We start from the raw sequence: 23232 nt of genomic DNA, 5'->3' as shown, positions 1-23232 counted from the left end.
CACCTTTGCTACGCCGTTGTCACAGCAATCCCACTAGTCATACCCCAAACACGGAAAATATCACTTAAATCGGGACAGATCATCACCCAAAGTGATCCCAGCCACGGTGTCCGATTTCTCGCCCGTACACCAGCACGCCCTCGCCCTCGGCCACCCGGCCCACCACGTGCCATCCGGCCGGCAGCCGTACGTCCGGAGGGAACACCGCCGCCAGAGCGTGATCCTCACCACCCGCCAGCACCCACTCCAGCGGATCGGCCCCCAGCTCCTTGGCCGCCGCCGCCACCGGCTCCGCCACGGGGAACGCCTCGGGATCCAGCTCCACCCGCACCCCGCTGGCCTCGGCGACGTGCCCGAGGTCCTGCAGCAGCCCGTCGCTGACGTCCAGCATCGCGCTCGCCCCCAGCTCGGCCGCCACGGGCCCCATCGCGTACGGCGGGCACGGCGCACGGTGCCCGGCCACGGCCTCCAGCAACGGGCCGTCGTCCACGGGCACCCCGGCCTCCAGCAGCGCCCATCCGGCGGCGGCGTACCCGAGCCGGCCCGCCACCGCCACCACGTGCCCGGGTCTGGCGCCCGAGCGCAGCACGGGAGCCCTGCCCCCGAGGTCGCCCATCGCGGTCACCCCGATGACGACCAGGTCGCACCGGGTGACGTCACCCCCGGCCACGCTGGCGCCGACCGTCGCGCACTCGTCGGCGAACCCGTCGGTCAGGGCGTCGAGCCAGCTCAGCGGCAGGTCGGCGGGCAGGCCGAGCCCGACCACGAGCGAGGTCGGGGTCGCGCCCATGGCGGCGACGTCGGCCAGGTTCTGGGCGGCGGCCTTGCGGCCCACGTCGTAGCCGGTGGACCAGTCGCGGCGGAAGTGCCGGCCTTCGAGCAGCAGGTCGGTGGAGACGACCACGCGCCCGTCGGGTGCGCGGATGATGGCGGCGTCGTCCCCCGGACCGAGCATTACCGCCTCACCTTGGGGCAGACGGGTGGTAATACGATTTACCACACCGAATTCGCCGAGATCTCCGACTGTGATGACGCACCTCCTGACGCACACAGGGTACGGTGGGCGTTCGGCGTGATCCAATCGCCCGGGAGGACGTGATGGTGCAGGCCTACATCCTTATCCAGACCGAGGTCGGCAAGGCCGCCGCCGTGGCCCGCGAGATCTCCGGGATTCCGGGGGTCACTCAAGCGGAGGACGTGACGGGGCCCTACGACGTGATCGTTCGTGCGGAGGCGAGAAACGTCGATGAGCTGGGCAAGCTGGTCGTCGCGCAGATTCAGGCGGTGAACGGGATCACGCGTACGCTTACGTGTCCGATCGTCCATATCTGAAGGTAGTTCTCGCATGCGTGCCGCCGCCGTCCTGCTCGTTCTCCTAGCACTCGCCGGTTGCGGCGGCACCGTACAGGTCGAACCGCCCGTCCCCGAGGGCGAGGCGGTCGCGGCCTGCGACAAGCTGGCTACCCTGCTGCCGCGGACCCTCGACGGCGACGAGCGCGGCACGTCCACGCCCGAGTCGCCGTACGTGGCCGTCTGGGGCTCGGGGGCCGTCGCGCTGCGCTGCGGCGTGCCCCGGCCCGCCAGGATGGCGCCCACCGACACGCTCCAGGAGATCGGCGGCGTGGGCTGGTTCCCCGATCCCGCCAGGCCCGCGCTCTTCACGGCCGTGACCGACACCGCCTACGTGGAGGTCACGGTCGGCGGCGAGCACGTGGCCGCCGAGGTGCTGGCCGACCTGTCGAAGCCGATCGCCCAGCTCTCGCCCCAGGCCGGCTGAGCCCGGCCACTGCCCCCGCGGGCAGCCTCACCGCAGACCTCACCGCAGTCGGTCTCACCACAGTCGGCCTCACCACAGTCGGCCTCGCCGCAGACGACCTCACCACAGACGGCCTCACCGCAGACGGCCTCAGGGCAGGCGTTCTCACCGCAGGCCGGGTGAGCGCGACAGGGCGAGCTGGATGAGCCGGTCCACCAGCGCCGGGTAGGACAGGCCGGAGGCCGCCCAGAGCTGCGGCGCCACCGACAGCGACGTGAACCCGGGCATGGTGTTGATCTCGTTGAAGACCAGCGTGCCCTCGGGCGTGTAGAAGAAGTCGACCCGCGCCAGCCCCTCGCACTCCAGCGCCTCGAACGCGCGCACGGCCATCGCCCGCAGCTCCTCGGCCGTCTCCTGCGGGATGTCGGCGGGCACGGTCAGCGACATCTGGTCGGGGTAGTACTTGGCCTCGAAGTCGAAGAACTCCTGCCCGCCCTCGACCCGCACCTCTCCCGGCATCGACGCGGCGGCCGGCTCGTCGCCGAGCGACTGCAGCACCGCGCACTCGATCTCGCGCCCGGCGATCGCCGCCTCGACGAGCACCTTGGGGTCGTGCTGCCGGGCGAAGTCCACCGCCGCCTCCAGCTCGGCCCTGTCGGAGGCCTTGGAGATGCCCTGGGACGAGCCCGCCCTGGCCGGCTTGACGAAGACCGGGTAGCCGAGCTCCTCGGCCTCCTTGAGCACCTGCTCGCGGTTGAGCCGCCAGTCGCGGTCGCGGATGACGACGTAGGGGCCGGTCGGCAGCCCGGCGGCGGTGATGACGGTCTTCATGTACGCCTTGTCCATGCCGACGGCGCTGGCCAGCACGCCGGAGCCGACGTAGCGCACCCCCGCCATCTCCAGCAGCCCCTGGATCGTGCCGTCCTCGGCGAACGGCCCGTGCATGACGGGGAACACCACGTCCACCGAGCCCAGCTCGACGGGGATGCTGCCGGGGTCGTAGGCGACCAGCGAGCCGGAGCCCGAGGGCAGCGCCAGCGCCGCGCCGGTGGTGTCGACGACCGGCAGCTCCCCGGCCTCGATGGCGAACCGCTGGTCGGAAGCGGCCAGCACCCACCTGCCGTCCTGGGCGATCCCGATGGGGACCACTTCGTACTTGCTCCTGTCGATCGCATCCAGCACGCTGCCCGCGCCCATCAGGGACACGGCGTGCTCGGAATTGCGGCCTCCGAAAACGACGGCGACGCGTGGCTTGCTCATGGTGTCCGAATCTACCGGGGTGTCCCTGTCACAGCGAGTCGAGCACGCCGTATTCAGGTCATTCTCACACTCCGTAACGCTCCGGCTTGGGCGAGCGGGACATGAGCAGCATGCCCGCCTCCGACGGCGACATGCCGTCGTGCACGACGCCCACGACCACCTCGGTGATCGGCATCTCGACGTCGTGCTTCCTGGCCAGCTCCAGCACGGACTCGCAGGACTTCACGCCTTCGGCGGTCTGCTTGGTGACCGCGACGACCTCTTCCAGGGTCATGCCGCGGCCCAGGTTCTCGCCGAACGTACGGTTGCGCGACAGCGGGGACGTGCACGTCGCCACCAGGTCGCCCATCCCGGCCAGGCCCGCGAACGTGTGCGCGTCGGCCCCGAGCGCCGCCCCCAGCCGGGAGATCTCGGCCAGGCCCCTCGTGATGAGCATGGCGCTGACGTTGTCGCCCATGCCCATGCCCGCGGAGACGCCGACCGCCAGGGCGATCACGTTCTTCACCGCGCCGCCCAGCTCGACCCCGACCACGTCCGGGTTGGTGTACGGGCGGAACCACGGCGGCAGGTGGCAGATCGCCTGCAGCCGCTCGGCCACCGACAGGTCGGCGCAGGCCACGACGGTGGCGGCGGGCTGGCGGGCGGCGATCTCGGGCACCAGGTTCGGCCCCGAGACGACCGCGACCCGCTCCTCCGGCACCTCGGCCACCTCGCGGATGACCTCGCTCATCCGCTTGGTGGTGCCGACCTCGATGCCCTTCATCAGGCTGACGAGCACCGCCCCGTCCGGGATCATCCCGCGCCAGCCCGTCAGGTTGGCGCGCAGCGTCTGCGACGGCACGGCGAGCACGACGAACTCGGCCTCGTCCAGCGCCTCGGCGGGATCCGTCGTCGCCCGCAGGCCCTCGGGCAGCGTCACGCCGGGCAGGTAGTCGGCGTTGGCGTGGTCGCGGTTGATCGCGTCGACCACCTCCTGCCTGCGGCCCCACAGCGTCGTGCGGCTGCCGGCCTCCGCCAGGATCATCGCGAACGTGGTGCCCCACGAGCCCGCGCCGAAAACGGCCACCTTCGTCATTCCTTCACCGTCCGGCCGGGTCGTAGGGAGTCGCCGGTGCCTGCTCGCCGCGCAGCTCGGCGAGCTGCGCGGTGATCGCGGCCATGATGTCGGCCGTGGCGTCGCGCAGCACGTCGGCATGCGGCTGCTTGCCCGCGTACTTGGACAGGTCCACCGGCGGCCCCACGCTCACGTGAAACGTTTTGCGCGGGAACAGCCTGGGCTTCTTCTCACCGTACGGCAGCAGCTCCTGTGCTCCCCAGTGGGCCACCGGGATGACCGGCGCACCGCTCTCCAGCGCCAGCCGGGCCGCGCCCGTCTTGCCGACCATGGGCCACAGGTCGGGATCGCGGGTGCAGGTGCCCTCGGGGTAGAACAGGATCGCGCACCCGTCGGCGAGCCGCTCGGCGGAGATGCGCAGCGACCTGGCGGCCTCGCTGCTGCCCCGCTCGACCGGGATCGCCAGCAGCGCCCGCACGGCCCGGCCCAGGAACGGCACCCTGAACAATCCGGACTTCGCGAGAATCACCGGCCACCGCCCGTTGTTGTACAGGAAGTGCGAGAGCAGGACGGGGTCGGTCCACGACAGGTGGTTGGCGGCGATGATCACGCCGCCGGTCCGCGGGATGCGGTCGCCCTTGCGCCAGTCGCGCTTCACCAGGAGCCGCGACAGTGGCTTGACCACGACGACGGCGAAGGTCTCCCAAGGACGCGACGGTCGCGTGAGGCGGCTCATGGTCTCCTCCAACACGTACGGGACGAGCCCCAAGTCTCCCGGTTGGCCGCTCGGGATGTCGAGGCGCGATGCTAGGCCGCGTTGACAGCCCGGTCGTGCACCGTACCGCAGGCGCGGGCCTGCTTCCGCCCGCGCCGGGCGCGCTCGCGGGCCCTGCGCCCAGGGGCCCGATAGCGGCGATACTGGTACGCCCGCTGCACGAGCAACGCCGGCATCACGGTCCCGTGTCCGATCCCTCACCCTTCATGCACCCGTTCGATCTTGCCGAGCCGTTTCACGGCCTCGCCGCCCTGGGGCCCGGCGCGGGTTCCACGCTCAAGGAGACTTGATGAGCATCCGCTGGTCCCTGGTCATTCCGGTGAAGACGCTGGTCGCGGCGAAGACCCGGCTGGCCGCCGCGACGGGCCCGCACCGCACCCGCCTGGCCGTGGCCGTGGCCTGCGACACCGTGTCGGCGGCGCTCTCCTGCCCGGCGGTCGCGCGGGTGATCGTCGTGACGGCCGACCCCGCCGCCGCGGGGCCGCTCGCCGCGCTCGGCGCCGACGTGGTGCCCGACCCCGACCGCGGGCTGAACACGGCGCTGCGCACGGGGGCCGCGCACGCCGTGCGCGTGGCGGCCGGCGACGCGGTGGGCGCGCTCCAGGCCGACCTGCCCGCCCTGCGGCCGGCCGAGCTGGCGGTGGCGCTGGAGGCGGCGGCCGAGTTCGACCAGGCTTTCGTGCCCGACGCGCTGGACGTCGGGACGACGTTCTACGGGGTACGGCCGGGCAGTCCGTTCACGCCCCGGTTCGGCGGCGAGTCGCGGGCCAAGCACCTGGCGGGCGGGGCCAAGGAGCTGTGCGTGCCCGGGATCGACTCGGTCAGGCGCGACGTGGACACTCCCGACGACCTGCGTGCGGCCATCGCGCTGGGGCTGGGCCGGCACACGGCGGCGGTGGTCGCGGACCTGTGGCCGGACACCGGTGTCACCGCGCCTCCACCCGCACCCGCCTGACCGCGCAACGAACGTCGCCGCGCCCGCGTGCCTGACCGCGCAACGATCGTCACCGCGCCCGCGCGCCCGCGTGCCTGATCGCGGGGGCGGTGACGATCGCCAGGTACGACAGCCCGAGCAGGGCCACGCCGGCCGCGAACACCCCCTGACCGCCCAGCCACTCCCCCAGCGCGCCGCCCGCCAGCCCGCCCAGCGGGGTCGTGCCCCACATCAGGAAGCGCATGCTGGCGTTGACGCGGCCGAGCAGCGGCTCGGGGGTGATGCGCTGGCGGTAGCTGAGCTGGGCCACGTTGAAGACCACGGCGGCGGCGGCCGCCAGGGCCGAGGCGACGGGGAAGATCAGCAGCCGCCATCCGGGGCCGGTGGCCACGGCGGGGAGCTGGAGCGCGATGACGAGCGCCGCGGAGCCGTACAGGGTGGGGCCGGCGCCGTGGCGGCGCGTCACCCGGGCCACCAGCAGCGCGCCCGCCAGGGCGCCGACGGCCGGCGCCGACAGCAGCAGGCCGTAGGTGGTGGCGTCCACCCCCAGGTCGACGAAGAGGTAGAGCGGGTAGCCGACCGCGCAGACGCCGAGGGCGATCCGGGTGAGCGCGCCGCCGAGCGCCACCCGGTTCAGCACCGGCTCCCTGATCACGAACGCGACGCCCTCGCGCACGTCCGCCCATAATCGCCGTCCCTCCGGCGGGCGGGGCCGCTCCTCCACCCGCACCCCCGACAGCAGCAGCCCGGAGGCGAAGAAGCCGGCGGCGTCGGCCAGCAGCGCGAACGGCGCCGTCAGCACGCTCACCAGCCATCCGCCCGCCCCCGGCCCCGCCAGCACGGACACCTGCCGGGTGACCTCCAGGCGCCCGTTGGCCTGCTCCAGCCGCTCCTTGGGCACGACCGCGGGCAGGAAGCTCATGTGGGCCACGTCGAAGAACACGGCCCCCACGCCGAGCACGAAGGCGACCGCGTACAGGTGCGGCAGCGTGAGCACGCCCAGCCAGGCGGCGGCGGGCACGGTGAGCAGCAGCGCGCCCCTGACCAGGTCGGCGCGGACGAGGATCGGGCGGCGGCGCAGCCGGTCCACCCAGACCCCCGCGGGCAGGCCGATCAGGAGGAACGCGGCCGCCTGCGCGGCCGACAGCAGGCCGAGCTCGAAGGCACTGGCCTCCAGGGTGACCACGGCGGTCAGCGGGAGGGCGACGAGGGTGACCTGGGTGCCGAAGCCGGAGATCCCGTTGGACCACACCATGCGCCCGAAGTTCCCCCGAGGCCCCATGCCGCGATCATGCGTGCTCGTCCGCCAGGGGGCAACCGATTACGCTGGACGCGTGCAGGCGACCGTACGGAGTTTCGACGAGACCACGCGCTCGGGCACGGTGTTCCTCGATGACGGGACCGTGCTGGAGTTCGGCACCTCCGCCTTCGACGCGGGGCCGCTGCGGCTGCTGCGCTCCGGTCAGCGGGTCAATCTCGGGATGTCGGGCGGCCGGATCGCCTACGTCACGCTGTCCACGTTTCCCGTTCCCGAGGATTTCCAGCGGGCGTGACAAACGTCACGCCCGGGCCGTGGCCCGGGCGTGCTGGTCATCCTTCGGCGGACTTACTTTCTCTTGCCGATTTTCTTCCCGCCCTCGTTCACGAGGTCCTTGAAATCGGATCCGGGACGGAACTTCGGCGCCCAGCTCTCCGCGACGTTGATTTCCGCTCCGGTCGACGGGTTCCGTGCCGTGCGAGCGGGCTTGTTCACCATCTCGAACGCGCCGAAGCCCGTGATCGAGACCTTGTCGCCGCCGGCCACGGCCTTCTGGATGGCGTCGATGACGGCGTTGACGGCCTCCGTGGCCGTCTTCCTGTCGCCCACCCGATCCGCGATGGCCTCGACGAGTTCACGCTTGTTCATGAAAGTCCTGCTCCCCCAGTTACGGCTCGGGGTTCCAGCTCACGACTTCGACGTAGAAACCCCTTACGCGCTCGAAAGTAGGCGGGATCGCGGGGGAACTCAATCACCCAGCGTGTTTTCCCCCTCGCGTGGCGTGTCGAGCGCCCCTGGAAGGAGCTCGTCAAGAGCCGCCAGAAACGCCTCGAGGCGGGCGGCGGCCCTTTCCGGATCACGCTTGGCCAGATCGCAGATCGCCAGATATCGGCGCGCGCTGCGTTCCTTGTCGGCGGCGGGGAGCATGCGGACGCGGCGGTGCGCATCGCGCAACCGCCGCGCCAGTTCGTCGTCTTCTAGACGGTCGTCGGCAGCCATGGCTGCCGACCATTCTCGTACGAGGCCACCTCGCCGGCGTGACGCAGGGTCAGCCCGATGTCGTCGAGGCCCTCCATCAGCCGCCAGCGGGTGTAGTCGTCGATCTCGAAGGCCGCGACCTCGCCGGCCCACCTGACCTGGCGTTCGACCAGGTCGACGGTGATCTCCAGCTTCGGGTCCGCCTCGACGGCCGCCTGCAGGGCCTCGACCCGGTCGCCGGGCAGGATGACCGGCAGCAGGCCCATCTTCGTGGAGTTGTTGCGGAAGATGTCGCCGAAGCGGGCGGCGATGACGACGCGGAACCCGTACTGCTGCAGCGCCCACACGGCGTGCTCGCGGGAGGAGCCGGTGCCGAAGTCGGGGCCGGAGACCAGGATCGAGCCGCCCTCGTAGGCCGGGTCGTTCAGGACGAACGTCGGGTCCTCGCGCCAGGCGGCGAACAGGCCCTTCTCGAAGCCGGTGCGGCTGACCTGCTTGAGCCAGACGGCCGGGATGATCTGGTCGGTGTCGACGTTGCTGCGGCGCAGCGGCACCGCCGTACCGGTGTGGGTGGTGAAGGCTTCCATGGAACGTGGTCTCCCTTACAGGTCGGCGGGCGCGGTCAGGCGGCCGGTGACGGCGGTCGCCGCGGCGACCTGCGGCGACACCAGGTGGGTGCGGCCACCCTTGCCCTGGCGGCCCTCGAAGTTGCGGTTGGAGGTGGAGGCGCTGCGCTCACCGGGCTGGAGCGTGTCGGGGTTCATGCCCAGGCACATCGAGCAGCCGGCCTCGCGCCACTCGGCGCCGGCGGCCTTGAACACCTCGTCCAGGCCCTCCTCCTCGGCCTGCTTCTTGACCATCATCGAGCCGGGCACGATGAGCGTGCGCGTCCTGACCTGGCGGCCGCGCAGGATCTCGGCGGCGGAGCGCAGGTCCTCGATGCGGCCGTTGGTGCACGAGCCGACGAACACGGTGTCGACCTCGATCTCGCGCAGCGGCGTGCCGGCGGTCAGGCCCATGTACTCCAGCGCGCGCTCGGCGGCCGAGCGGGCGACCGGGTCGGCGAACGACTCGGGGGCCGGGACGGACTCGCCCAGCGGCAGGCCCTGGCCCGGGTTGGTGCCCCACGTGACGAACGGGGTCAGCGTCGAGGCGTCGATCTCCACGACCTTGTCGAACACGGCGTCGTCGTCGGTGCGCAGCGACTTCCAGTACTCGACCGCCTGGTCCCACGCCTCGCCCTCGGGGGCGTGCTTGCGGCCCTTGAGGTAGGCGAACGTGGTCTCGTCGGGGGCGATCATGCCCGCGCGGGCGCCGGCCTCGATCGACATGTTGCAGATCGTCATGCGGCCCTCCATGGAGAGCTTGCGCACGGCCTCACCGCGGTACTCGACGATGTAGCCCTGGCCGCCGCCGGTGCCGATCTTGGCGATGATGGCCAGGATCAGGTCCTTGGCCGTGACGCCGACGGGCAGCTCGCCGGAGACCTCGATGGCCATCGTCTTGGGCCGGTAGGCGGGCAGCGTCTGCGTGGCGAGCACGTGCTCCACCTCGGAGGTGCCGATGCCGAACGCGATGCCGCCGAACGCTCCGTGCGTGGAGGTGTGAGAGTCGCCACACACGATGGTCATGCCCGGCTGGGTCAGGCCGAACTGCGGGCCGATGATGTGCACCACGCCCTGACCGGCGTCGCCCATCGGATGCAGCCGGATGCCGAACTCGGCGGCGTTCTTGCGCAGCGTCTCGACCTGCGTCTTCGACACCGGGTCGGCGATCGGGCCGAGCACGGTCGGGACGTTGTGGTCCTCGGTGGCGATGGTGAGATCGGGCCGCCGCACCTTCCGGCCGGCGAGACGGAGCCCGTCGAACGCCTGCGGGCTGGTCACCTCGTGGATGAGGTGCAGGTCGATATAGAGCAGGTCCGGCTCGCCCTCCGCGCGACGGACTACGTGTTGCTCCCAGACCTTCTCGGCCAGTGTGCGGCCCATGATCTCCTCCTTGAGAATCCTCCGACTTGCTTTCTCATATGTCGAGACTGCAGTATCGGTGTATGGACAACTCTAGCGGAGTCGGAGTACTCGACAAGGCAGTTCTTGTACTCAATGCCCTGGAAGCGGGACCCGCTTCACTGGCGCAGCTCGTCCAGGCCACCGGCCTGGCCCGACCCACTGCCCACCGGCTGGCCGTCGCTCTTGAGCACCACCGCATCGTGAGCCGGGACACACAGGGCCGGTTCGTGCTCGGCCCGCGGCTGTCGGAGTTGTCCACCGCGGCCGGTGAGGACCGGCTGCTGGCGGTGGCCGCACCGGTCTTGATGCAGCTCAGGGACCTCACCGGGGAGAGTGCGCAACTCTACCGCCGCCAGGGTGACGAACGTGTCTGCGTGGCCGCCGCCGAGCGGGCCAGCGGCTTGCGCGACACCGTTCCCGTGGGCTCCGCGCTGCCCATGTCGGCCGGTTCGGCGGCGCAGATATTGCTGGCCTGGGAGGAGCCCGACAGGTTGCACCGCGGGTTGCGCGGCGCCAAGTTCACCGCCGCGACGCTCGCCTCCGTCCGGCGCCGGGGCTGGGCCCACAGCGTCGGCGAGCGGGAGCAGGGGGTGGCGAGCGTGTCGGCGCCGATAAGGGGCAGCGGCGGAAAGGTGATCGCGGCCGTGTCCGTCTCCGGCCCCATAGAGCGGCTCACCCGGGCGCCGGGAAGGCTCCACGCGGTGCCCGTCATGGCGGCCGCCGAGCGCATCACGGAGGCGATGCGCCGCACGTCATGATCGGGAAAAGGATGTATTTGGGGAGCCGACTGCCTCCCCGGCGCACTAGCCTGAGTGCGTGACAGATCGCATCGAGGTAGCCGCCACTGAGCTGCGACCCCTGCTCGAAGAGTTCATCATGTGGGCGCGTGCGAACGCCCCCGGAAGCGACCCCGAGCTCGTGGGACCAGCCGCTCTGTGGCACCGTCTCGCCTTCTCGCAGGACCTCGGCACGTGGAAGCGCGCCGACCTGCGTAACCTGCTGCTCGACCGCATGCCCAAGGTCGTGGAGGATCCCGACGCCGCCGCCGACGGGATGCTCCCGGCCGTGGACGCGTACCTGACGTTCCTCTCCCAGACCGGCCGGCTGAACCAGGGCTCGGACAGCCTCGCCGATCTGCAGGCAGAGCTGGACGACGTCGAGGACGAGTTCGTCGATCTCATGGAGGAGCTGCTCGACGACACCGAGGGCGACGACGAGGAGGACGAGGCCGGCGACCTGGGCGACTTCGAGCCGTTCGCCGACGAGCTGGCCGAGCTCGACACGATCAGGCTGCGGCCCGACTCCGAGCTGGCGCAGGCGGCCCGCCAGGCGCCGCTGATCGCCAAGGCCCGCGATCTGGCCGTCTGGGTGGGCTCGGGCCGCAAGGTGGGCGAGGAGACGCTGCTCACCGACGCCGAGGTCGAGGAGGCGCTGGCGGCCACCGGGCTGCCCAGGCCGGAGACCGACGGCCCCGTCGCCGAGGCCGTCCCCCAGCTCTGGAACATCTGGAACCTCGCCGTGGACCTCGAGTTCCTCGAGCCGGGCGAGGCCGGCACGGTGGCCGTCCAGGACGACACCGCGGAGTGGCCGTTCGACGACGACGAGGACGTGCTCGACGCCTGGATGCTGGGGCTGCACTCGGTCGACTACGGCGACCCCGAGCTGGAGGACGACGACCTCACCATGGCCCTGGCGGGCCTGACGCGGGGGATGCTCATCCGGCTGCTGCTGGCGGGCGGCTCGCGCGAGCGCGCCGACCTGGCGCGGGACCTCGCGGAGGCGGCGGCCGACCTCGACGAGCTGGGCTCCGACGCGTGGGAGGCGGCGGGCGACCCGCTCGCGCCCGCGATCGACTGGCTGATCGGCTACGGCATGATCGAGCTCGACGGCGAGACCGTCCGCCTCACGCCGCTCGGCACCGAAGGCGTCGTCCACCTCGTCGACGACGCCGACATCGAGGTCGACGCGCGGCCCGCCATCGAGTCCATGACCGCCCACGAGCTGCTCGCGCTGAGCGCCGAGCTGCCCGAGGAGGAGGCCGACGCCGAGTTCGCGGCCTGGATGCAGCTCCGCGAGCCCGGCAAGGCCGCCGAGGAGCTGCTGGAGGCGGCGGCGGAGGACGACAGCGACGCGCTGATCAGGGTGCAGGCGGCCAGCGTCGTCGGCACGCTGGGCGAGGCCGCCGTCCCGGCCTGGCAGGCGGCGCTCAAGCAGCCGTCGCTGCGCCCGTACGCGGCCACGCACCTGAGCCAGCTGGAGGTGGAGGGCGCGCCCGAGCCGACGCCGGACGACACGCACTGGCTCATCCTCGACATGTGGACGATCTCGGCCGGGCTGGGCCGCTCGGAGTTCGTGAGCAGCCTGCGCGACATCGGCCCCGAGATGGTCAACAACCTGCTGGAAGTGATCTGGAAGATCCCCCACGCGCACGTGGAGGAGCTGCTCGACCTCATCTCCCAGGTCCACCCGGACAAACAGGTCGCCAAGGCTGCCCGCAGGGCCCTGTTCAAGGCCCGCTCGGTCTGACGTCACAGAAAACGCCCCCACCATCGCGGTGGGGGCGTTTTCGACTTCATCGGTCAACAGGGCGCGCGTAACGGCGACCAGCGAGTGAACCGGCGGAGCGTCTCCCTGGACGGGGCCCGGCCAGGTGCGGCGGGTGGCGTCGCCCACCGCTTGCCGTAGAACGCAAAAATGCTCTTCTCAGAGAGAAGAGCACGTAGTCCCGACCGGATTCGAACCGGCGCTACCGCCTTGAGAGGGCGGCGTCCTGGGCCACTAGACGACGGGACCTTTGCGGGCTTGTGGCAGTGGTAGTCCCGACCGGATTCGAACCGGCGCTACCGCCTTGAGAGGGCGGCGTCCTGGGCCACTAGACGACGGGACCTTGCCCACAAGCTGCGTTGCCGGGCCTCCCCGGCAACGCAGGTAACTCTACCGCACCCGGAAGACCACACCAAACCGCTTATCCGCCCACCAGATCAGCCGAGCAGCCCCCTGCGGAAGGCCTCGGCGACCGCGGCGGCGCGGTCGCGCACGTCGAGCTTGGCGTAGATGTGCAGCAGGTGCGTCTTGACGCTGGCCTCGCTGATGAACAGGCCCGCCGCCGCCTCCTTGTTCGTGGCCCCGCCGGCCACCAGGCGCAGCACCTCCAGCTCCCGCTTGCTCAGCTTCCCCCTGGCGGGCCTGCGCAGGTGGTCGGCCAGCCGCCCCGCCACGGCCGGGGCGAGCACGGTCTCGCCGCGGTGGACGGCCCGGACGGCGGCGGCCAGCTCCTGCGGCGGAGCGTCCTTGAGCAGGTAGCCGGCGGCGCCCGCCTCGAGTGCCGGCAGCACGTCGGTGTCGAACGTGGTCAGCACCAGCACCCGCGGCCCGGTGCCGCTGAGCAGGCGGATGGCGCTCACCCCGTCGAGGCCCGGCATGCGCAGGTCCATGAGCACGACGTCGGGGGCGAGCTCGGAGGCCAGGCGCACGGCCTCCGCCCCGTCGGCCGCCTCGCCGACGATCTCCAGGTCGGGCTCCCCGCCGAGTGCCGCCCGCAGGCCGTCACGCACGATCGGGTGGTCGTCGGCGATCAGCAGGCGCAGTGGCATCAGTCCAGCCTCTCATCGTTCGGGATGGCGGGGACGGCGGCGGCGACGGTGGTGCCCTGGCCCGGCTCCGACTCGATCTCCAGGGTGCCGCCCACGCTGCGGGCCCGCTGCCGCATGCCGTCCAGCCCGAAGCCGTCAGCGGGCCGCTGCGGGTCGAAGCCCGTCCCGTCGTCTCGGACATCAAGAAGGACAGTTTCGTCCGTGTACGACAGGGTGAGGGCCGTCCTGGTAGCCCCCGCGTGCTTCGCCACGTTCGCCAGGGCCTCCTGCGCCACGCGGAACAGCGCCGCCTCCACCTCGGCGGCCAGCGCGACCGGGGTGCCGGTGACTTCGAGCCGGAGGTCCACGCCGGCCGCCTCCGCCCACGACCCGGCCATGCGGCCGACCGCGTCCGGCAGCCCCGTGTCCTCCAGCGCCTCGGGCCGCAGGGCTCGTACGGATCTACGCGTCTCGGACAGGCCGCGGCGGGCCAGCTCGGCCGCCCGGTCGAGGTGGCGGCGGCGGGTGTCCTCGTGCGGAGCGCGGTCGGCGGCGGAGAGCTGGCCGATCAGCGCGACGAGGTCCTGCGCGAGCGTGTCGTGGATCTCGCCGGCCACGCGGTGCCGCTCGTCCAGCACGCCCGCCCGCCGGGCCTGGTCGAGGAGCCTGGTGTTGAGCTCGGCGTTCTCCTCCATCGCGGCGCGCAGGCGCTCGACGAGGCGGCGGCGCCTGTCGTGCTCGGCGGAGACGTACCAGCCGGCCGCGACCAGCGGCACGGCCACGCCGGCCATGACGGTGAGCAGGGTCGTCCCGGCTCCGGGGCCCGCCTGGGTGGTCACGTTGACGAGCGCGGTGAGCGTGACGCCGGCCATGACGAGACGGCCCGGGAGCATCGCGATGGCCAGCGGGTAACCGGCCGAGACGAACAGGACGAAGGCCGGGCTCTTGACGGCCAGCGCCCCGGCGAGGGCCACGAGCAGGAGGTAGTGGGCCACGACGAGCGCCCTGTGCGTGTCGCGGCGCCGGTGGAGCCAGGGAACGGGAGCCAGCCACACGGCCGCCGCCAGGGCCGGCACCGGCCACGGCACCCCGGCCCAGAGCGCCCCCACGCCCCCGCCGGGCCCCGTGCCTGTACCCGTGCCCGTGCCTGTCCCTGTTCCTGTCCCTGCGCCCTGCCAGGCCGCCGCGATCGCGGAGACGGCGAGCAGCGCGTACGCCAGCGCCGCGTGGACCCACCTCTCGCGCCCGTCGATCCAGCTCATGCCCCCAAGCCTGGCATGCCGTCAACCGATCGGTGGATGGCCGCCGTCAACCGCTTCTCCGCCCTGACGGGCGATGTGGCCCGCATGCGGCCTCGGCGAGCATCGAGGCATGACCGATCTGACTCGCAGAACCGCTTTCCAGCTCGCGACCGCCGCCGGCGCGGGAGCCGCCGCCACGTCCGTGACCAAGCGGAAGGAGGTGACCACGTTCGTCTTCGTGACCGGCTCGAACGGCGTGGCCAGCGGTGACGCGGAGCTGACGCTGCGCGGCCACCGGACCGTGGGCGTGAGCCTGCCGGGCCACGGCCCCGAGGACCAGCTCCATATGGCCTACCAGGCTCCGCAGGACCTGGCCGAGCTGGCCGCGCTCCCCTCCCCCATGGCCGGGGTGACGCTGGACGACTACGTCGAGGCCACGGTGGACGTGGTGCGCAGGGCCGCCCGGTACGGCCCGGTGATCCTCGTGGGCGGCAGCCTGGGCGGCTCGACCGTCACCAAGGCCGCCGACGCGGTGCCCCACCTGATCGACCGTCTCGTCTACATCGGCGCCTACTGCTGCACCAAGCTGCGCTCCCCCGCCGAGTACCTGGAGACGCCGGAGGGCAGGACGAGCCTGGGCGCCGCCATCCTGCCGGGCGTCATCGGGGACCCGCGGGTGCTCAAGGCGGTCCGGATCAACTGGCGCACGAACGACAGGAAGTTCCTGGACGCGGCCAAGGCGGCGTTCATGGCCGAGGGCACCGAGGGGGAGTTCCTGGCGCTGCTCAACTCGTCGCTGCCGGACGAGAGCCTGGAGGTGTCGAGCGCGGACGCCCGTGGCCGCAGGGACGCCTGGGGGCGGGTGCCGCGGGTGTACGTGAGGCAGTCGCTGGACCGGGTGATCCCGCCGGCCCTGCAGGATCGCATGATCAGGGAGGCGGACGAGGCGACGCCGGGCAACAAGTTCGAGGTGTTCACGGTGAAGACGCCGCACGCGCCGACGCGCAGGGCCTACGCGGAGATCACAAAAATCCTCGACGGGCTCGCGAAATAAAAAACGGACATCTCCGAAGGAGACATCCGTTGAAATGCTGGGGTACCAGGACTCGAACCTAGACTAACTGAACCAGAATCAGTCGTGCTGCCAATTACACCATACCCCACCGCTGCGATCTCCTCGCGGAGCGCTTTGGCGACGTCCGAAAGAATAGCCCAGCTCCGGGGCTAAGACCAAAACGATTAGCCGACCCGTCCTCCGGAGCCCCCACCACGTGCCCGGTCGTGCCAAGCTGAAGGGGACAAAACACCACGTGGAGGAGCCCGAGCGTTGGCCGAGAACCCGTTCTTCGCCCCAAGCGACCTGCCGTACGAGCTGCCGCCCTTCGCGGACATCCGTGAGGAGCACTACCTGCCGGCGTTCGAGCGCGGCATGGCGGAGCAGCTCGCCGAGGTCGAGGCGATCGCGAGCAGCACCGAGACTCCGACGTTCGAGAACACGATCGCCGCGCTCGAACGGTCGGGCCGGATCCTCGACCGCACGGCCACGGTCTTCTTCAGCGTCGCCGCGTCCGACACGACCGACGGCATCATGGAGATCGAGAAGGAGATCTCTCCCCAGCTCACCCGGCACGGCGACGCCATCCGGCTGAACCGGGCGCTGTGGGCCAGGATCAAGCAGGTCAGCACGGCGGACGCCGAGGAGTCCTGGCTGCTGGAGAAGTACCGCGACGACTTCATCAGGGCCGGGGCCGACCTGTCCGAGCCCGAGCAGGACCGCCTGCGCGCGCTGAACGAGGAGCTGTCGAAGCTCTCCACGCGGTTCGCGCAGAGCCTGCTGAAGGCCTCCACGGAGTCGGCGCTGGTGGTGACGGACCCGAAGGAGCTCGACGGCTTCGACGAGGCCAAGATCGAGTCGCTGCGCCAGGACGACGGCACGTGGGTCCTGCCGCTGCTCAACTTCACCAGCCAGCCCGGCCTGGCCCAGCTCACCGACCGCGAGGTGCGCCGCCGCCTGTACGAGCTGAGCGTCGGCCGCGCCCCCGGCAACTTCGAGGTGGCGGCCACGATGGCGGCGCTGCGGGCCGAGCGGGCGGCGCTGCTCGGCTTCCCCACGCACGCGGCCTACACGGTGGCCGACCAGACGGCCAAGACCGTGGAGGCGGTCGAGGAGATGCTCGGCCAGCTCGTCGGCCCCGCCGTCCGCAACGCCAGGCGGGAGGCCGAGGCGCTGGCGGAGCAGGCCGGGTTCCCGATCGAGCCGTGGGACTGGTCGTACTACTCCGAGAAGGTGCGCCAGACCCGCTACGACTTCGACGGCGCGGCCATGCGGCCGTACTTCGAGCTCGGCCGCGTCTACCGCGACGGCATCTTCTTCGCGGCCACCGAGCTGTACGGGATCACCTTCACCGAGCGGCCCGAGCTGGCCGGTTACCACCCCGACGTGACCGTGTTCGAGGTGTCCGACGAGGACGGCAGCCCGCTGGGGCTGTTCGTGCTCGACCCGTACGCCAGGCCGAGCAAGCGCGGCGGCGCGTGGATGAACAACCTGGTCGACCAGTCGCTGCTGTTCGGGCAGCGGCCGGTGGTGATGAACAACCTCAACGTCACCAAGCCGGCCTCGGGGCCGACGCTGCTGACCTACGACGAGGTGAACACGGCCTTCCACGAGTTCGGGCACGCGCTGCACGGGCTCTTCTCCCAGGTGCGCTTCCCGCGCGTGTCCGGCACCAGGGTGCCCCGCGACTTCGTCGAGTACCCGTCGCAGGTCAACGAGATGTGGGTGACCTGGCCCGAGGTGCTGGCCAACTACGCCAAGCACCACGAGACGGGCGAGCCGATGCCGGCCGAGCTGGTGGAGAAGCTGCAGGCGGCCGAGAAGTTCAACCAGGGCTTCAAGACCGTCGAGTACCTCGCCGCCACGCTGCTCGACTGGGCCTGGCACAAGCTGGCCCCGGGCGAGACCGTGGCCGACCCCGAGGCGTTCGAGGCGACCGCGCTGGAGGCCGCCGGCATCGCGTTCCCGCTGGTCAGGCCGCGTTACCGGACCAACTACTTCGCGCACATCTTCTCCGGCGGCTACAGCGCGGGCTACTACTCCTACATCTGGAGCGAGGTGCTCGACGCCGAGAGCGTGGAGTGGTTCAAGGAGAACGGCGGGCTCACCCGGGCCAACGGCGACCACTTCCGCCGCGAGCTGCTGTCCAGGGGCGGCAGCCTCGACCCGCTGACCGCCTTCCGCAACTTCCGCGGGCGCGAGCCCAGCATCCAGCCGCTGCTCAAGCGCCGCGGCCTGGACTGAACACCTCGACGTGCTCTGCGGCCCACCGCGCGAACGTGCGCGGTGGCCGCCCCGTCACCTGCTCGACCGTGGGCGTGACCTGGTAGGCGCCCTCCGGCACGTTGCCGAACACCTCGATCTGGAACTCGATCATGTGCTCCGGCACGCCCTGGGCCCGGTAGCGCTCGCGCATCTCGTCCACGGTCAGCTCCCTGAAGGCGATCTCGCGGCCGATCGCCTCCGACAGGATCCGCACCTTGGCGGGCACGTCGAGCAGCTCGGGGCCGGTGAGGCCGTAGGAGTGGCCCTCGTGGCCGTCCTCGGTGAGCGCGGTGGCGACGACGGCGCCGATGTCGGCCTCGTGCACCATGGCGGTCCTGGTGGCCGCGAACGGCTCCTCGATCACGCCCCTCGTCCGTACGGCCTCGGCCCACGCCAGCGCGTTGGCCATGAACTCGGTCGGCTGCACGTACGTCCAGGCCAGGTCGCTGCCGGTCACCGCGGCCTCCAGCGTGCCCGGCGACCAGCCGCTGAGCAGCGTCACCCTGCGCACTCCCGCCTCCCGGAGCGCCGCGACGATCTCCGCGCCGTTCCGGAGCGGCGTGTACGCCGAGTCGGCGACGTCGATGAGGTGCACCCCCTCGACGCCCTTCAGGGCCGGCCCGAGGCTCTCGACACGGCTCAGGTCGCCCTGGACGACCTCGGCCCCTTCGGGCAGCCGCGCCCTGGACGGATGCCGGGTCAGCGCGCGGACACCATGGCCGGCTTCGAGGAGGTGCGCGACGACGTGCCTGCCTACGGAGCCCGTGGCTCCCGTCACCAAGAAGGTCATGGCGACGACGTTAGGAGCTATTGCGGCACGTTCAGTTCCGCGATGCGCTGCCGGAGCCATTCCTTCTCCGCCCGGCTGGAGGCGCGGGCGATCAGCAGCATGCCGCGGCGGTACGGGTCGGGCTCGTCGCGCGCCCTGACCGGCTCGCCGCCCTCGTAGAAGAAGCTCGCGGGCGCCTCCAGGAAGGCCAGCCTGCGGCCGAGCACCTTCGCCTGCTCGGCCGGGTCGGGCAGCGCCGACAGGAACGTCAGCAGGGCGAAGAACCTGGTCTGGTCGCTGATGTCGAGGTCGGCGGGCTCGCGCAGCCGCCGAAGCAGCTCCTCGCGACCGGTCCCGGTGATCGTCAGCACCTGGCGGCGCGCGGCCGCGGCGCCCGCCTCCTCGTGCCGCTCGACCAGGCCCTTGGCCTCCAGCCTGGCGATCGCCGGGTAGAGCGCGCCGTCGCTGACCGGGCGCAGGTGGCCGGTCAGCGCGGTGAGGCGGGACTTGAGCTCGTAGCCGTGCATGGGGCGCTCGTTGAGGAAGCCCAGGATCGTGAGAGCGAGGTCGCCGCCGCTTGCCATGGGGTGCATCGTAACGCTATACCTCTAAACGACATACATCGAAACGAGGTATTGATGATCAGGCTGGCGCTGCCCGTCTACGTGGAACTGCTCACCGCGGTGGTCGCGGTCGGGGTGATCGACCTGCTCTGGGTCTCGGGGCTGGGCGAGGCGGCGATCGCGGCGGTCACCGTGGGCACGACGGCCGAGTTCCTGGCCTACGGGCTCTTCCTGGCCGTGCCGACGGGGGTGACCGTGCTGGTCGGGCGGCGTGACGGGCACGCGCCGCTGGGGCCGGTCATCAGGGCGGGGTGGGTGTTGTGGGCGGTCATCTCGGTGGCCGTCGCGGTGCCGGGGGTGCTGCTGCGCGAGCCGCTGGCGGCGCTGTTCACCGACTCGCCCGCGCTGACCGCGGGCTTCTTCCTGATCTCGCTGGGCGGGCTGCCGGTGTACTTCGCCCAGGCGGTGGTGGACGGCGTGCTGAAGGGGCTGGGCGACACGAGACGGCCGATGCGGCACGCGATCGTCTGCAACGTGCTCGTGGTCGTGCTGGACCCGCTGTTCATCTACGGGCTCGGGATGGGGGTGCAGGGTGCGGCGCTGGCCACGGTGATCGCGCGGGCGCTCACGCTGGCGGTCGCGCTCAGGTCGGTGACCCGCCTGCGCGACACGACCGAGCGCCCACCGGACGCGGCCGAGCGCCCACCGGCGGGCGACCCGGCTGACGGCGATCAGGCTGACGGCGATCAGGCTGACGGCGATCAGGCAGCGGGCGCCCCTTCCGGCGGCCGGCCGCCGGCGAGCGGCTTCACCGAAGGCGATCCGGCCGAGGGCGGTCGGATCACGGGCGGCCTCGGGCGGGTGGCCGGTGAGGTTGTTCGTACCGGGCTGCCCATGTCCGGAGATTTCCTGGCACGTGCGCTGGTGGGGATGGCGCTGGTGGAGGTCGTGGCCGGGTTCGGGACGGCGGCGGTGGCGGGTTACGGGATCGGGCAGAAGATCATGCTGGCCGGTGTGATGGTGTTCTACGCGCTGCGGCAGGCGGCGATGATCCGCACCGCCCGGTCCGAGGCCGTGCGGTCGCCGCTGGCGCTCGGGCTCGGGGCCGGCGTCGTGGTCGCGGTCGTGCTGAACGTGCCGGCCGCGCCGGTCGCCGGGCTGTTCACCGGCGATCCGGCGGTGGCCGTGGAGTTCCTGCGGTGGATGGCGCTCTACCTGGTGCCCTTCGGCGGGCTGATCGCCGTCGGCGGGGTGCTGCAGGCGAGCGGGCGCGGCAGCCGGCTGCTCGCCGCCACGCTGGCGGGCTTCGCGGTGCAGCTACCCCTCGCGTACGGCCTGAGCGCGTGGCTCGGCATCACGGGCGTCTGGCTGTCGATGGCCGCGGGAGCCGCGATCAGCCTCACCGGCGCGCTGGTGGTACGGCGCGCCGACGACCGCCGCCCGGCGGGGCCTGCGGGGCTCAGCCCTTCAGGCGCGTCAGGGCGGCGCGCAGGCGGTCCTGGGCGCGTTCCCGGCCCAGCACCTCGATCGACTCGAACAGCGGCAGACCCACCGTCCGGCCCGTGATCGCCACCCGCACCGGCGCCTGGGCCTTGCCGAGCTTGAGCCCGTGGGCCGTGCCGACCTCCTCCAGCGCCTGCTTGAGCGACTCAGGGTCCCAGCTCACGGACTCCAGGCGGTCGAGGTAACCGCCGAGGATCTCCTCCGGGGCGTTCTTCATCGCCTTGTCCCACGACGCCTGGTCGAAGACCGGCTCCTCCAGGAAGAGGAAGTCGACGTTCTGCCGGATCTCCGACAGCACCGCCAGGCGCGTCTGGGCCAGCACCGCGACCTTGCTGAACAGCTCGCGGTCCCAGGAGGCGTCGAGGTAGGGCGCGCAGCGCTCCTCGAACGTCTCCAGCGGCAGCGCCCGGATGTACTCGCCGTTGAAGGCCCGCAGCTTCTTCTCGTCGAAGAACGCGCTCGCGGAGTTGACGTCCTCCAGCCTGAACAGCGGCGCCATCTCCGACCACGGCATGATCTCGCGGTCGTCGCCGGGGCCCCAGCCGAGCAGCATGAGGTAGTTGACCATCGCCTCGGCCAGGTAGCCCTCGGCGCGGTAGTCCTCCAGCGCCACCTTGTCGCGGCGCTTGGACAGCTTCTTGCGCTGCTCGTTGACGATCACCGGCAGGTGCGCCCACACCGGCGGGGTCGCGCCCAGGGCCGGCCAGAGCAGCATCTGCTTGGCGGCGTTGCCCAGGTGCTCCTCGCCGCGTACGACGTGGGTGATGTTCTGGGTGATGTCGTCGACCGCGTTGGCCAGCACGTACAGCGGCGAGCCGTCGGTGCGGGCGATGACGAAGTCCTCCTGCGCGGCGTTGGGGAACTCCACGTTGCCGCGCACCAGGTCGGTCACGACGGTCACGCCCTCGTCGGGGGTGCGGAAGCGCGCGGCGCCCTCGGTCAGGCCGCGGTCGCGGCAGTGGCCGTCGTAGCCCTTGTGCTCGGAGCCGGTGCGGGCCACCAGTGCCTCGCGCGTGCAGTCGCAGTAGTAGGCCCGGCCGTCGGCCAGCAGCTTGGCCACGGCCTCGCGGTGCTGCGGCTCGTAGGCCGACTGGAAGTAGGGGCCCTCGAACACCGGGTTGGTGCCGTTGATGCCGATCCAGTCGAGGGCGGAGATGATGCCCTCGGTCCACTCCGGCCGGTTCCTGGAGGCGTCGGTGTCTTCGATGCGCAGCACGAAACGGCCGCCCGACTGCTCGGCCAGCGCCCAGTTGAACAGCGCCGTGCGGGCGCCGCCGACGTGGAACATGCCGGTTGGGGACGGTGCGAACCGCACCCGTACGTCAGTCACGGGAGACCACCTTGTTCGTGAGTGTGCCGATGCCTTCGATGCCGACGCTGACCTCGTCGCCGACCTCCAGCGGGCCGACGCCCGCCGGCGTGCCGGTCAGGATGACGTCGCCGGGGATGAGGGTCATGACCGCGCTGACGTACGCCACCAGCGCGGGGATGTCGTTGATGAGCTGGCTCGTGCGCCCGCTCTGCCGGATCTCGCCGTTGACCGTGGTCGTCAGCGCCAGGTCGCTCGCGTCGAGATCGGTCTGGATCCACGGGCCGAGCGGGCAGAACGTGTCGAACCCCTTGGCCCGGGTGAACTGCACGTCCTTCTTCTGCAGGTCGCGTGCGGTCACGTCGTTGGCGCAGGTGTAGCCGAAGATGACGTCCTTCACCCGCTCGACCGGGACCTCCCGGCAGAGCCTGCCGATCACCACGGCCAGCTCTCCCTCGTAGTCGACGCGGTCGGACAGCGACGTGGGGTAGGCGATGCTCTCACCGTGGCCGATCACCGTGGTGGACGGCTTCATGAAGATGAGGGGCTCTTCCGGCACCTCGTTGCCCATCTCGGCGGCGTGCTCCGCGTAGTTCCTGCCGATGGCGATCACCTTGCTCGGCAGCATGGGGGCCAGCAGCTTCACCTGGGAGAGCGGAAGGCGCTCGCCGGTGAACTGCACCTGGCCGAACGGGTGGCCGGAGATCGCGGAGATGAACTCCTCGCCGGGCCCGCCCTCGACCACGCCGAACGAGACGCCTTCGCCTGTGGAGAACCTCGCTATACGCACCTGACAAGGCTATCGCCGCCGCCGGAGGGGTCCGTCACCTTTTTCGCGCGCCACCCCGCACGAGTCAGGGGCTGTCCATTTTTATGCCCAGAGTCCGTTTTGCAGTGCTTCGGGAGTGTAACAGCGGTTATCTCTGCCTTGG

The 23232-nt window shown here is 71.4% G+C and carries 24 protein-coding genes and 3 tRNA genes; 9 read left to right on the top strand and 18 right to left on the bottom strand.

Annotated elements, in window-relative coordinates:
• Nucleotides 1–82 precede the first annotated feature (82 nt).
• A complete protein-coding gene (locus HD597_RS59755; protein ID WP_372513654.1) occupies nucleotides 83–1030 on the bottom strand; it encodes a thiamine-phosphate kinase in 948 nt (315 codons plus the stop codon).
• Nucleotides 1031–1098: 68 nt separating this feature from the next.
• Between HD597_RS59755 and HD597_RS59750 the strand changes: the two genes are divergently transcribed.
• On the top strand, nucleotides 1099–1332 hold the full coding sequence (locus HD597_RS59750; RefSeq protein WP_185101347.1) for an Lrp/AsnC family transcriptional regulator: 234 nt from the start codon (nucleotides 1099–1101) through the stop codon (nucleotides 1330–1332).
• Between the two features lie 13 nt (nucleotides 1333–1345).
• Nucleotides 1346–1777, top strand: a complete 432-nt coding sequence (locus HD597_RS59745; protein ID WP_253757925.1) for a DUF3515 family protein — start codon at nucleotides 1346–1348, stop codon at nucleotides 1775–1777.
• Nucleotides 1778–1921: 144 nt separating this feature from the next.
• Here HD597_RS59745 and HD597_RS59740 read toward each other — a convergent pair whose 3' ends face one another.
• The 3 genes from HD597_RS59740 to HD597_RS59730 form a co-directional block, all read right to left on the bottom strand.
• Complete coding sequence (locus HD597_RS59740) at nucleotides 1922–3016, bottom strand: D-alanine--D-alanine ligase family protein (protein WP_253757923.1); 1095 nt, start codon at nucleotides 3014–3016, stop codon at nucleotides 1922–1924.
• Nucleotides 3017–3080: 64 nt separating this feature from the next.
• On the bottom strand, nucleotides 3081–4091 hold the full coding sequence (locus tag HD597_RS59735; RefSeq protein WP_253757921.1) for an NAD(P)H-dependent glycerol-3-phosphate dehydrogenase: 1011 nt from the start codon (nucleotides 4089–4091) through the stop codon (nucleotides 3081–3083).
• Between the two features lie 4 nt (nucleotides 4092–4095).
• Nucleotides 4096–4806 carry a lysophospholipid acyltransferase family protein gene (locus HD597_RS59730; protein WP_253757919.1) on the bottom strand — a complete coding sequence of 237 codons (711 nt, stop codon included), beginning with the start codon at nucleotides 4804–4806 and terminating at the stop codon, nucleotides 4096–4098.
• 328 nt (nucleotides 4807–5134) lie between these two features.
• Here HD597_RS59730 and cofC point away from each other — a divergent pair, with 328 nt between their 5' ends.
• The gene (gene cofC, locus HD597_RS59725) at nucleotides 5135–5800 is read left to right on the top strand and encodes a 2-phospho-L-lactate guanylyltransferase (RefSeq protein WP_253757917.1); all 666 of its coding nucleotides are present in this window, start codon (nucleotides 5135–5137) and stop codon (nucleotides 5798–5800) included.
• 49 nt (nucleotides 5801–5849) lie between these two features.
• Here the strand turns inward: cofC and HD597_RS59720 are convergent, their stop codons facing one another.
• Nucleotides 5850–7061 (bottom strand): MFS transporter, encoded by a 1212-nt coding sequence (locus HD597_RS59720; protein WP_253757915.1) that lies wholly within the window; start codon nucleotides 7059–7061, stop codon nucleotides 5850–5852.
• A gap of 52 nt (nucleotides 7062–7113) precedes the next feature.
• Here HD597_RS59720 and HD597_RS59715 point away from each other — a divergent pair, with 52 nt between their 5' ends.
• A complete protein-coding gene (locus tag HD597_RS59715; protein WP_253757914.1) occupies nucleotides 7114–7332 on the top strand; it encodes a hypothetical protein in 219 nt (72 codons plus the stop codon).
• A gap of 53 nt (nucleotides 7333–7385) precedes the next feature.
• Here HD597_RS59715 and HD597_RS59710 read toward each other — a convergent pair whose 3' ends face one another.
• The 4 genes from HD597_RS59710 to leuC all read right to left on the bottom strand — a co-directional run bounded on the left by HD597_RS59710 (nucleotide 7386) and on the right by leuC (nucleotide 10003).
• Nucleotides 7386–7685, bottom strand: a complete 300-nt coding sequence (locus tag HD597_RS59710; RefSeq protein WP_185101339.1) for an HU family DNA-binding protein — start codon at nucleotides 7683–7685, stop codon at nucleotides 7386–7388.
• Nucleotides 7686–7784: 99 nt separating this feature from the next.
• Entirely contained in the window at nucleotides 7785–8036 is a 252-nt protein-coding gene (locus HD597_RS59705) for an SCO5555 family protein (RefSeq protein ID WP_253757912.1), read from the bottom strand.
• Nucleotides 8015–8602 carry a 3-isopropylmalate dehydratase small subunit gene (leuD, locus tag HD597_RS59700; protein WP_253757910.1) on the bottom strand — a complete coding sequence of 196 codons (588 nt, stop codon included), beginning with the start codon at nucleotides 8600–8602 and terminating at the stop codon, nucleotides 8015–8017. The genes HD597_RS59705 and leuD overlap by 22 nt, the downstream gene beginning before the upstream one ends.
• Before the next feature lie 15 nt (nucleotides 8603–8617).
• On the bottom strand, nucleotides 8618–10003 hold the full coding sequence (gene leuC, locus HD597_RS59695) for a 3-isopropylmalate dehydratase large subunit (RefSeq protein WP_253757908.1): 1386 nt from the start codon (nucleotides 10001–10003) through the stop codon (nucleotides 8618–8620).
• A 62-nt stretch (nucleotides 10004–10065) separates the two neighbouring features.
• On the opposite strand from leuC, the gene HD597_RS59690 reads away from it, so the two are divergent.
• Complete coding sequence (locus tag HD597_RS59690) at nucleotides 10066–10782, top strand: IclR family transcriptional regulator (protein ID WP_253757906.1); 717 nt, start codon at nucleotides 10066–10068, stop codon at nucleotides 10780–10782.
• Nucleotides 10783–10840: 58 nt separating this feature from the next.
• A complete protein-coding gene (locus HD597_RS59685; RefSeq protein WP_253757904.1) occupies nucleotides 10841–12550 on the top strand; it encodes a hypothetical protein in 1710 nt (569 codons plus the stop codon).
• Nucleotides 12551–12744: 194 nt separating this feature from the next.
• Here HD597_RS59685 and HD597_RS59680 read toward each other — a convergent pair.
• From HD597_RS59680 to HD597_RS59665, 4 genes are all read right to left on the bottom strand, one after another.
• Nucleotides 12745–12817 (bottom strand) — tRNA-Glu (locus HD597_RS59680).
• Nucleotides 12818–12835: 18 nt separating this feature from the next.
• Nucleotides 12836–12911: transfer RNA gene (locus HD597_RS59675), tRNA-Glu, on the bottom strand.
• Between the two features lie 94 nt (nucleotides 12912–13005).
• Nucleotides 13006–13617 (bottom strand): response regulator, encoded by a 612-nt coding sequence (locus HD597_RS59670; RefSeq protein WP_253757902.1) that lies wholly within the window; start codon nucleotides 13615–13617, stop codon nucleotides 13006–13008.
• On the bottom strand, nucleotides 13617–14858 hold the full coding sequence (locus HD597_RS59665; RefSeq protein ID WP_253757900.1) for a sensor histidine kinase: 1242 nt from the start codon (nucleotides 14856–14858) through the stop codon (nucleotides 13617–13619). The genes HD597_RS59670 and HD597_RS59665 overlap by 1 nt, the downstream gene beginning before the upstream one ends.
• A gap of 109 nt (nucleotides 14859–14967) precedes the next feature.
• Between HD597_RS59665 and HD597_RS59660 the strand changes: the two genes are divergently transcribed.
• Nucleotides 14968–15891: an alpha/beta fold hydrolase gene (locus HD597_RS59660; RefSeq protein WP_253757898.1), complete on the top strand. Its 924-nt coding sequence runs from the start codon at nucleotides 14968–14970 to the stop codon at nucleotides 15889–15891.
• A 37-nt stretch (nucleotides 15892–15928) separates the two neighbouring features.
• On the opposite strand, the gene HD597_RS59655 is transcribed toward HD597_RS59660, so the two are convergent.
• Nucleotides 15929–16000: transfer RNA gene (locus tag HD597_RS59655), tRNA-Gln, on the bottom strand.
• Between the two features lie 164 nt (nucleotides 16001–16164).
• Here HD597_RS59655 and HD597_RS59650 point away from each other — a divergent pair.
• Nucleotides 16165–18135, top strand: coding sequence for a M3 family metallopeptidase (locus tag HD597_RS59650; protein WP_253757896.1), 1971 nt, complete (start codon nucleotides 16165–16167; stop codon nucleotides 18133–18135).
• On the opposite strand, the gene HD597_RS59645 is transcribed toward HD597_RS59650, so the two are convergent.
• Nucleotides 18113–18946, bottom strand: a complete 834-nt coding sequence (locus tag HD597_RS59645) for an NAD(P)H-binding protein (protein ID WP_253757894.1) — start codon at nucleotides 18944–18946, stop codon at nucleotides 18113–18115. The genes HD597_RS59650 and HD597_RS59645 overlap by 23 nt on opposite strands.
• Before the next feature lie 17 nt (nucleotides 18947–18963).
• Nucleotides 18964–19509, bottom strand: a complete 546-nt coding sequence (locus HD597_RS59640) for a PadR family transcriptional regulator (RefSeq protein WP_253757892.1) — start codon at nucleotides 19507–19509, stop codon at nucleotides 18964–18966.
• 54 nt (nucleotides 19510–19563) lie between these two features.
• On the opposite strand from HD597_RS59640, the gene HD597_RS59635 reads away from it, so the two are divergent.
• Entirely contained in the window at nucleotides 19564–21054 is a 1491-nt protein-coding gene (locus HD597_RS59635; protein ID WP_253757890.1) for an MATE family efflux transporter, read from the top strand.
• Here HD597_RS59635 and gltX read toward each other — a convergent pair.
• Together gltX and HD597_RS59625 are read right to left on the bottom strand one after the other, a co-directional pair.
• A complete protein-coding gene (gltX, locus tag HD597_RS59630; RefSeq protein ID WP_253759949.1) occupies nucleotides 20948–22279 on the bottom strand; it encodes a glutamate--tRNA ligase in 1332 nt (443 codons plus the stop codon). The genes HD597_RS59635 and gltX overlap by 107 nt on opposite strands.
• A gap of 34 nt (nucleotides 22280–22313) precedes the next feature.
• Nucleotides 22314–23090 carry a fumarylacetoacetate hydrolase family protein gene (locus HD597_RS59625; protein WP_253757888.1) on the bottom strand — a complete coding sequence of 259 codons (777 nt, stop codon included), beginning with the start codon at nucleotides 23088–23090 and terminating at the stop codon, nucleotides 22314–22316.
• Between the last annotated feature and the right edge of the window lie 142 nt (nucleotides 23091–23232).

The sequence above is a fragment of the Nonomuraea thailandensis genome, assembly GCF_024172165.1.
Lineage (GTDB): Bacteria > Actinomycetota > Actinomycetes > Streptosporangiales > Streptosporangiaceae > Nonomuraea > Nonomuraea thailandensis.
The sequence above is the reverse complement of the archived record's forward strand: the minus strand, read 5'-3'. Positions and strand labels throughout refer to the sequence as shown.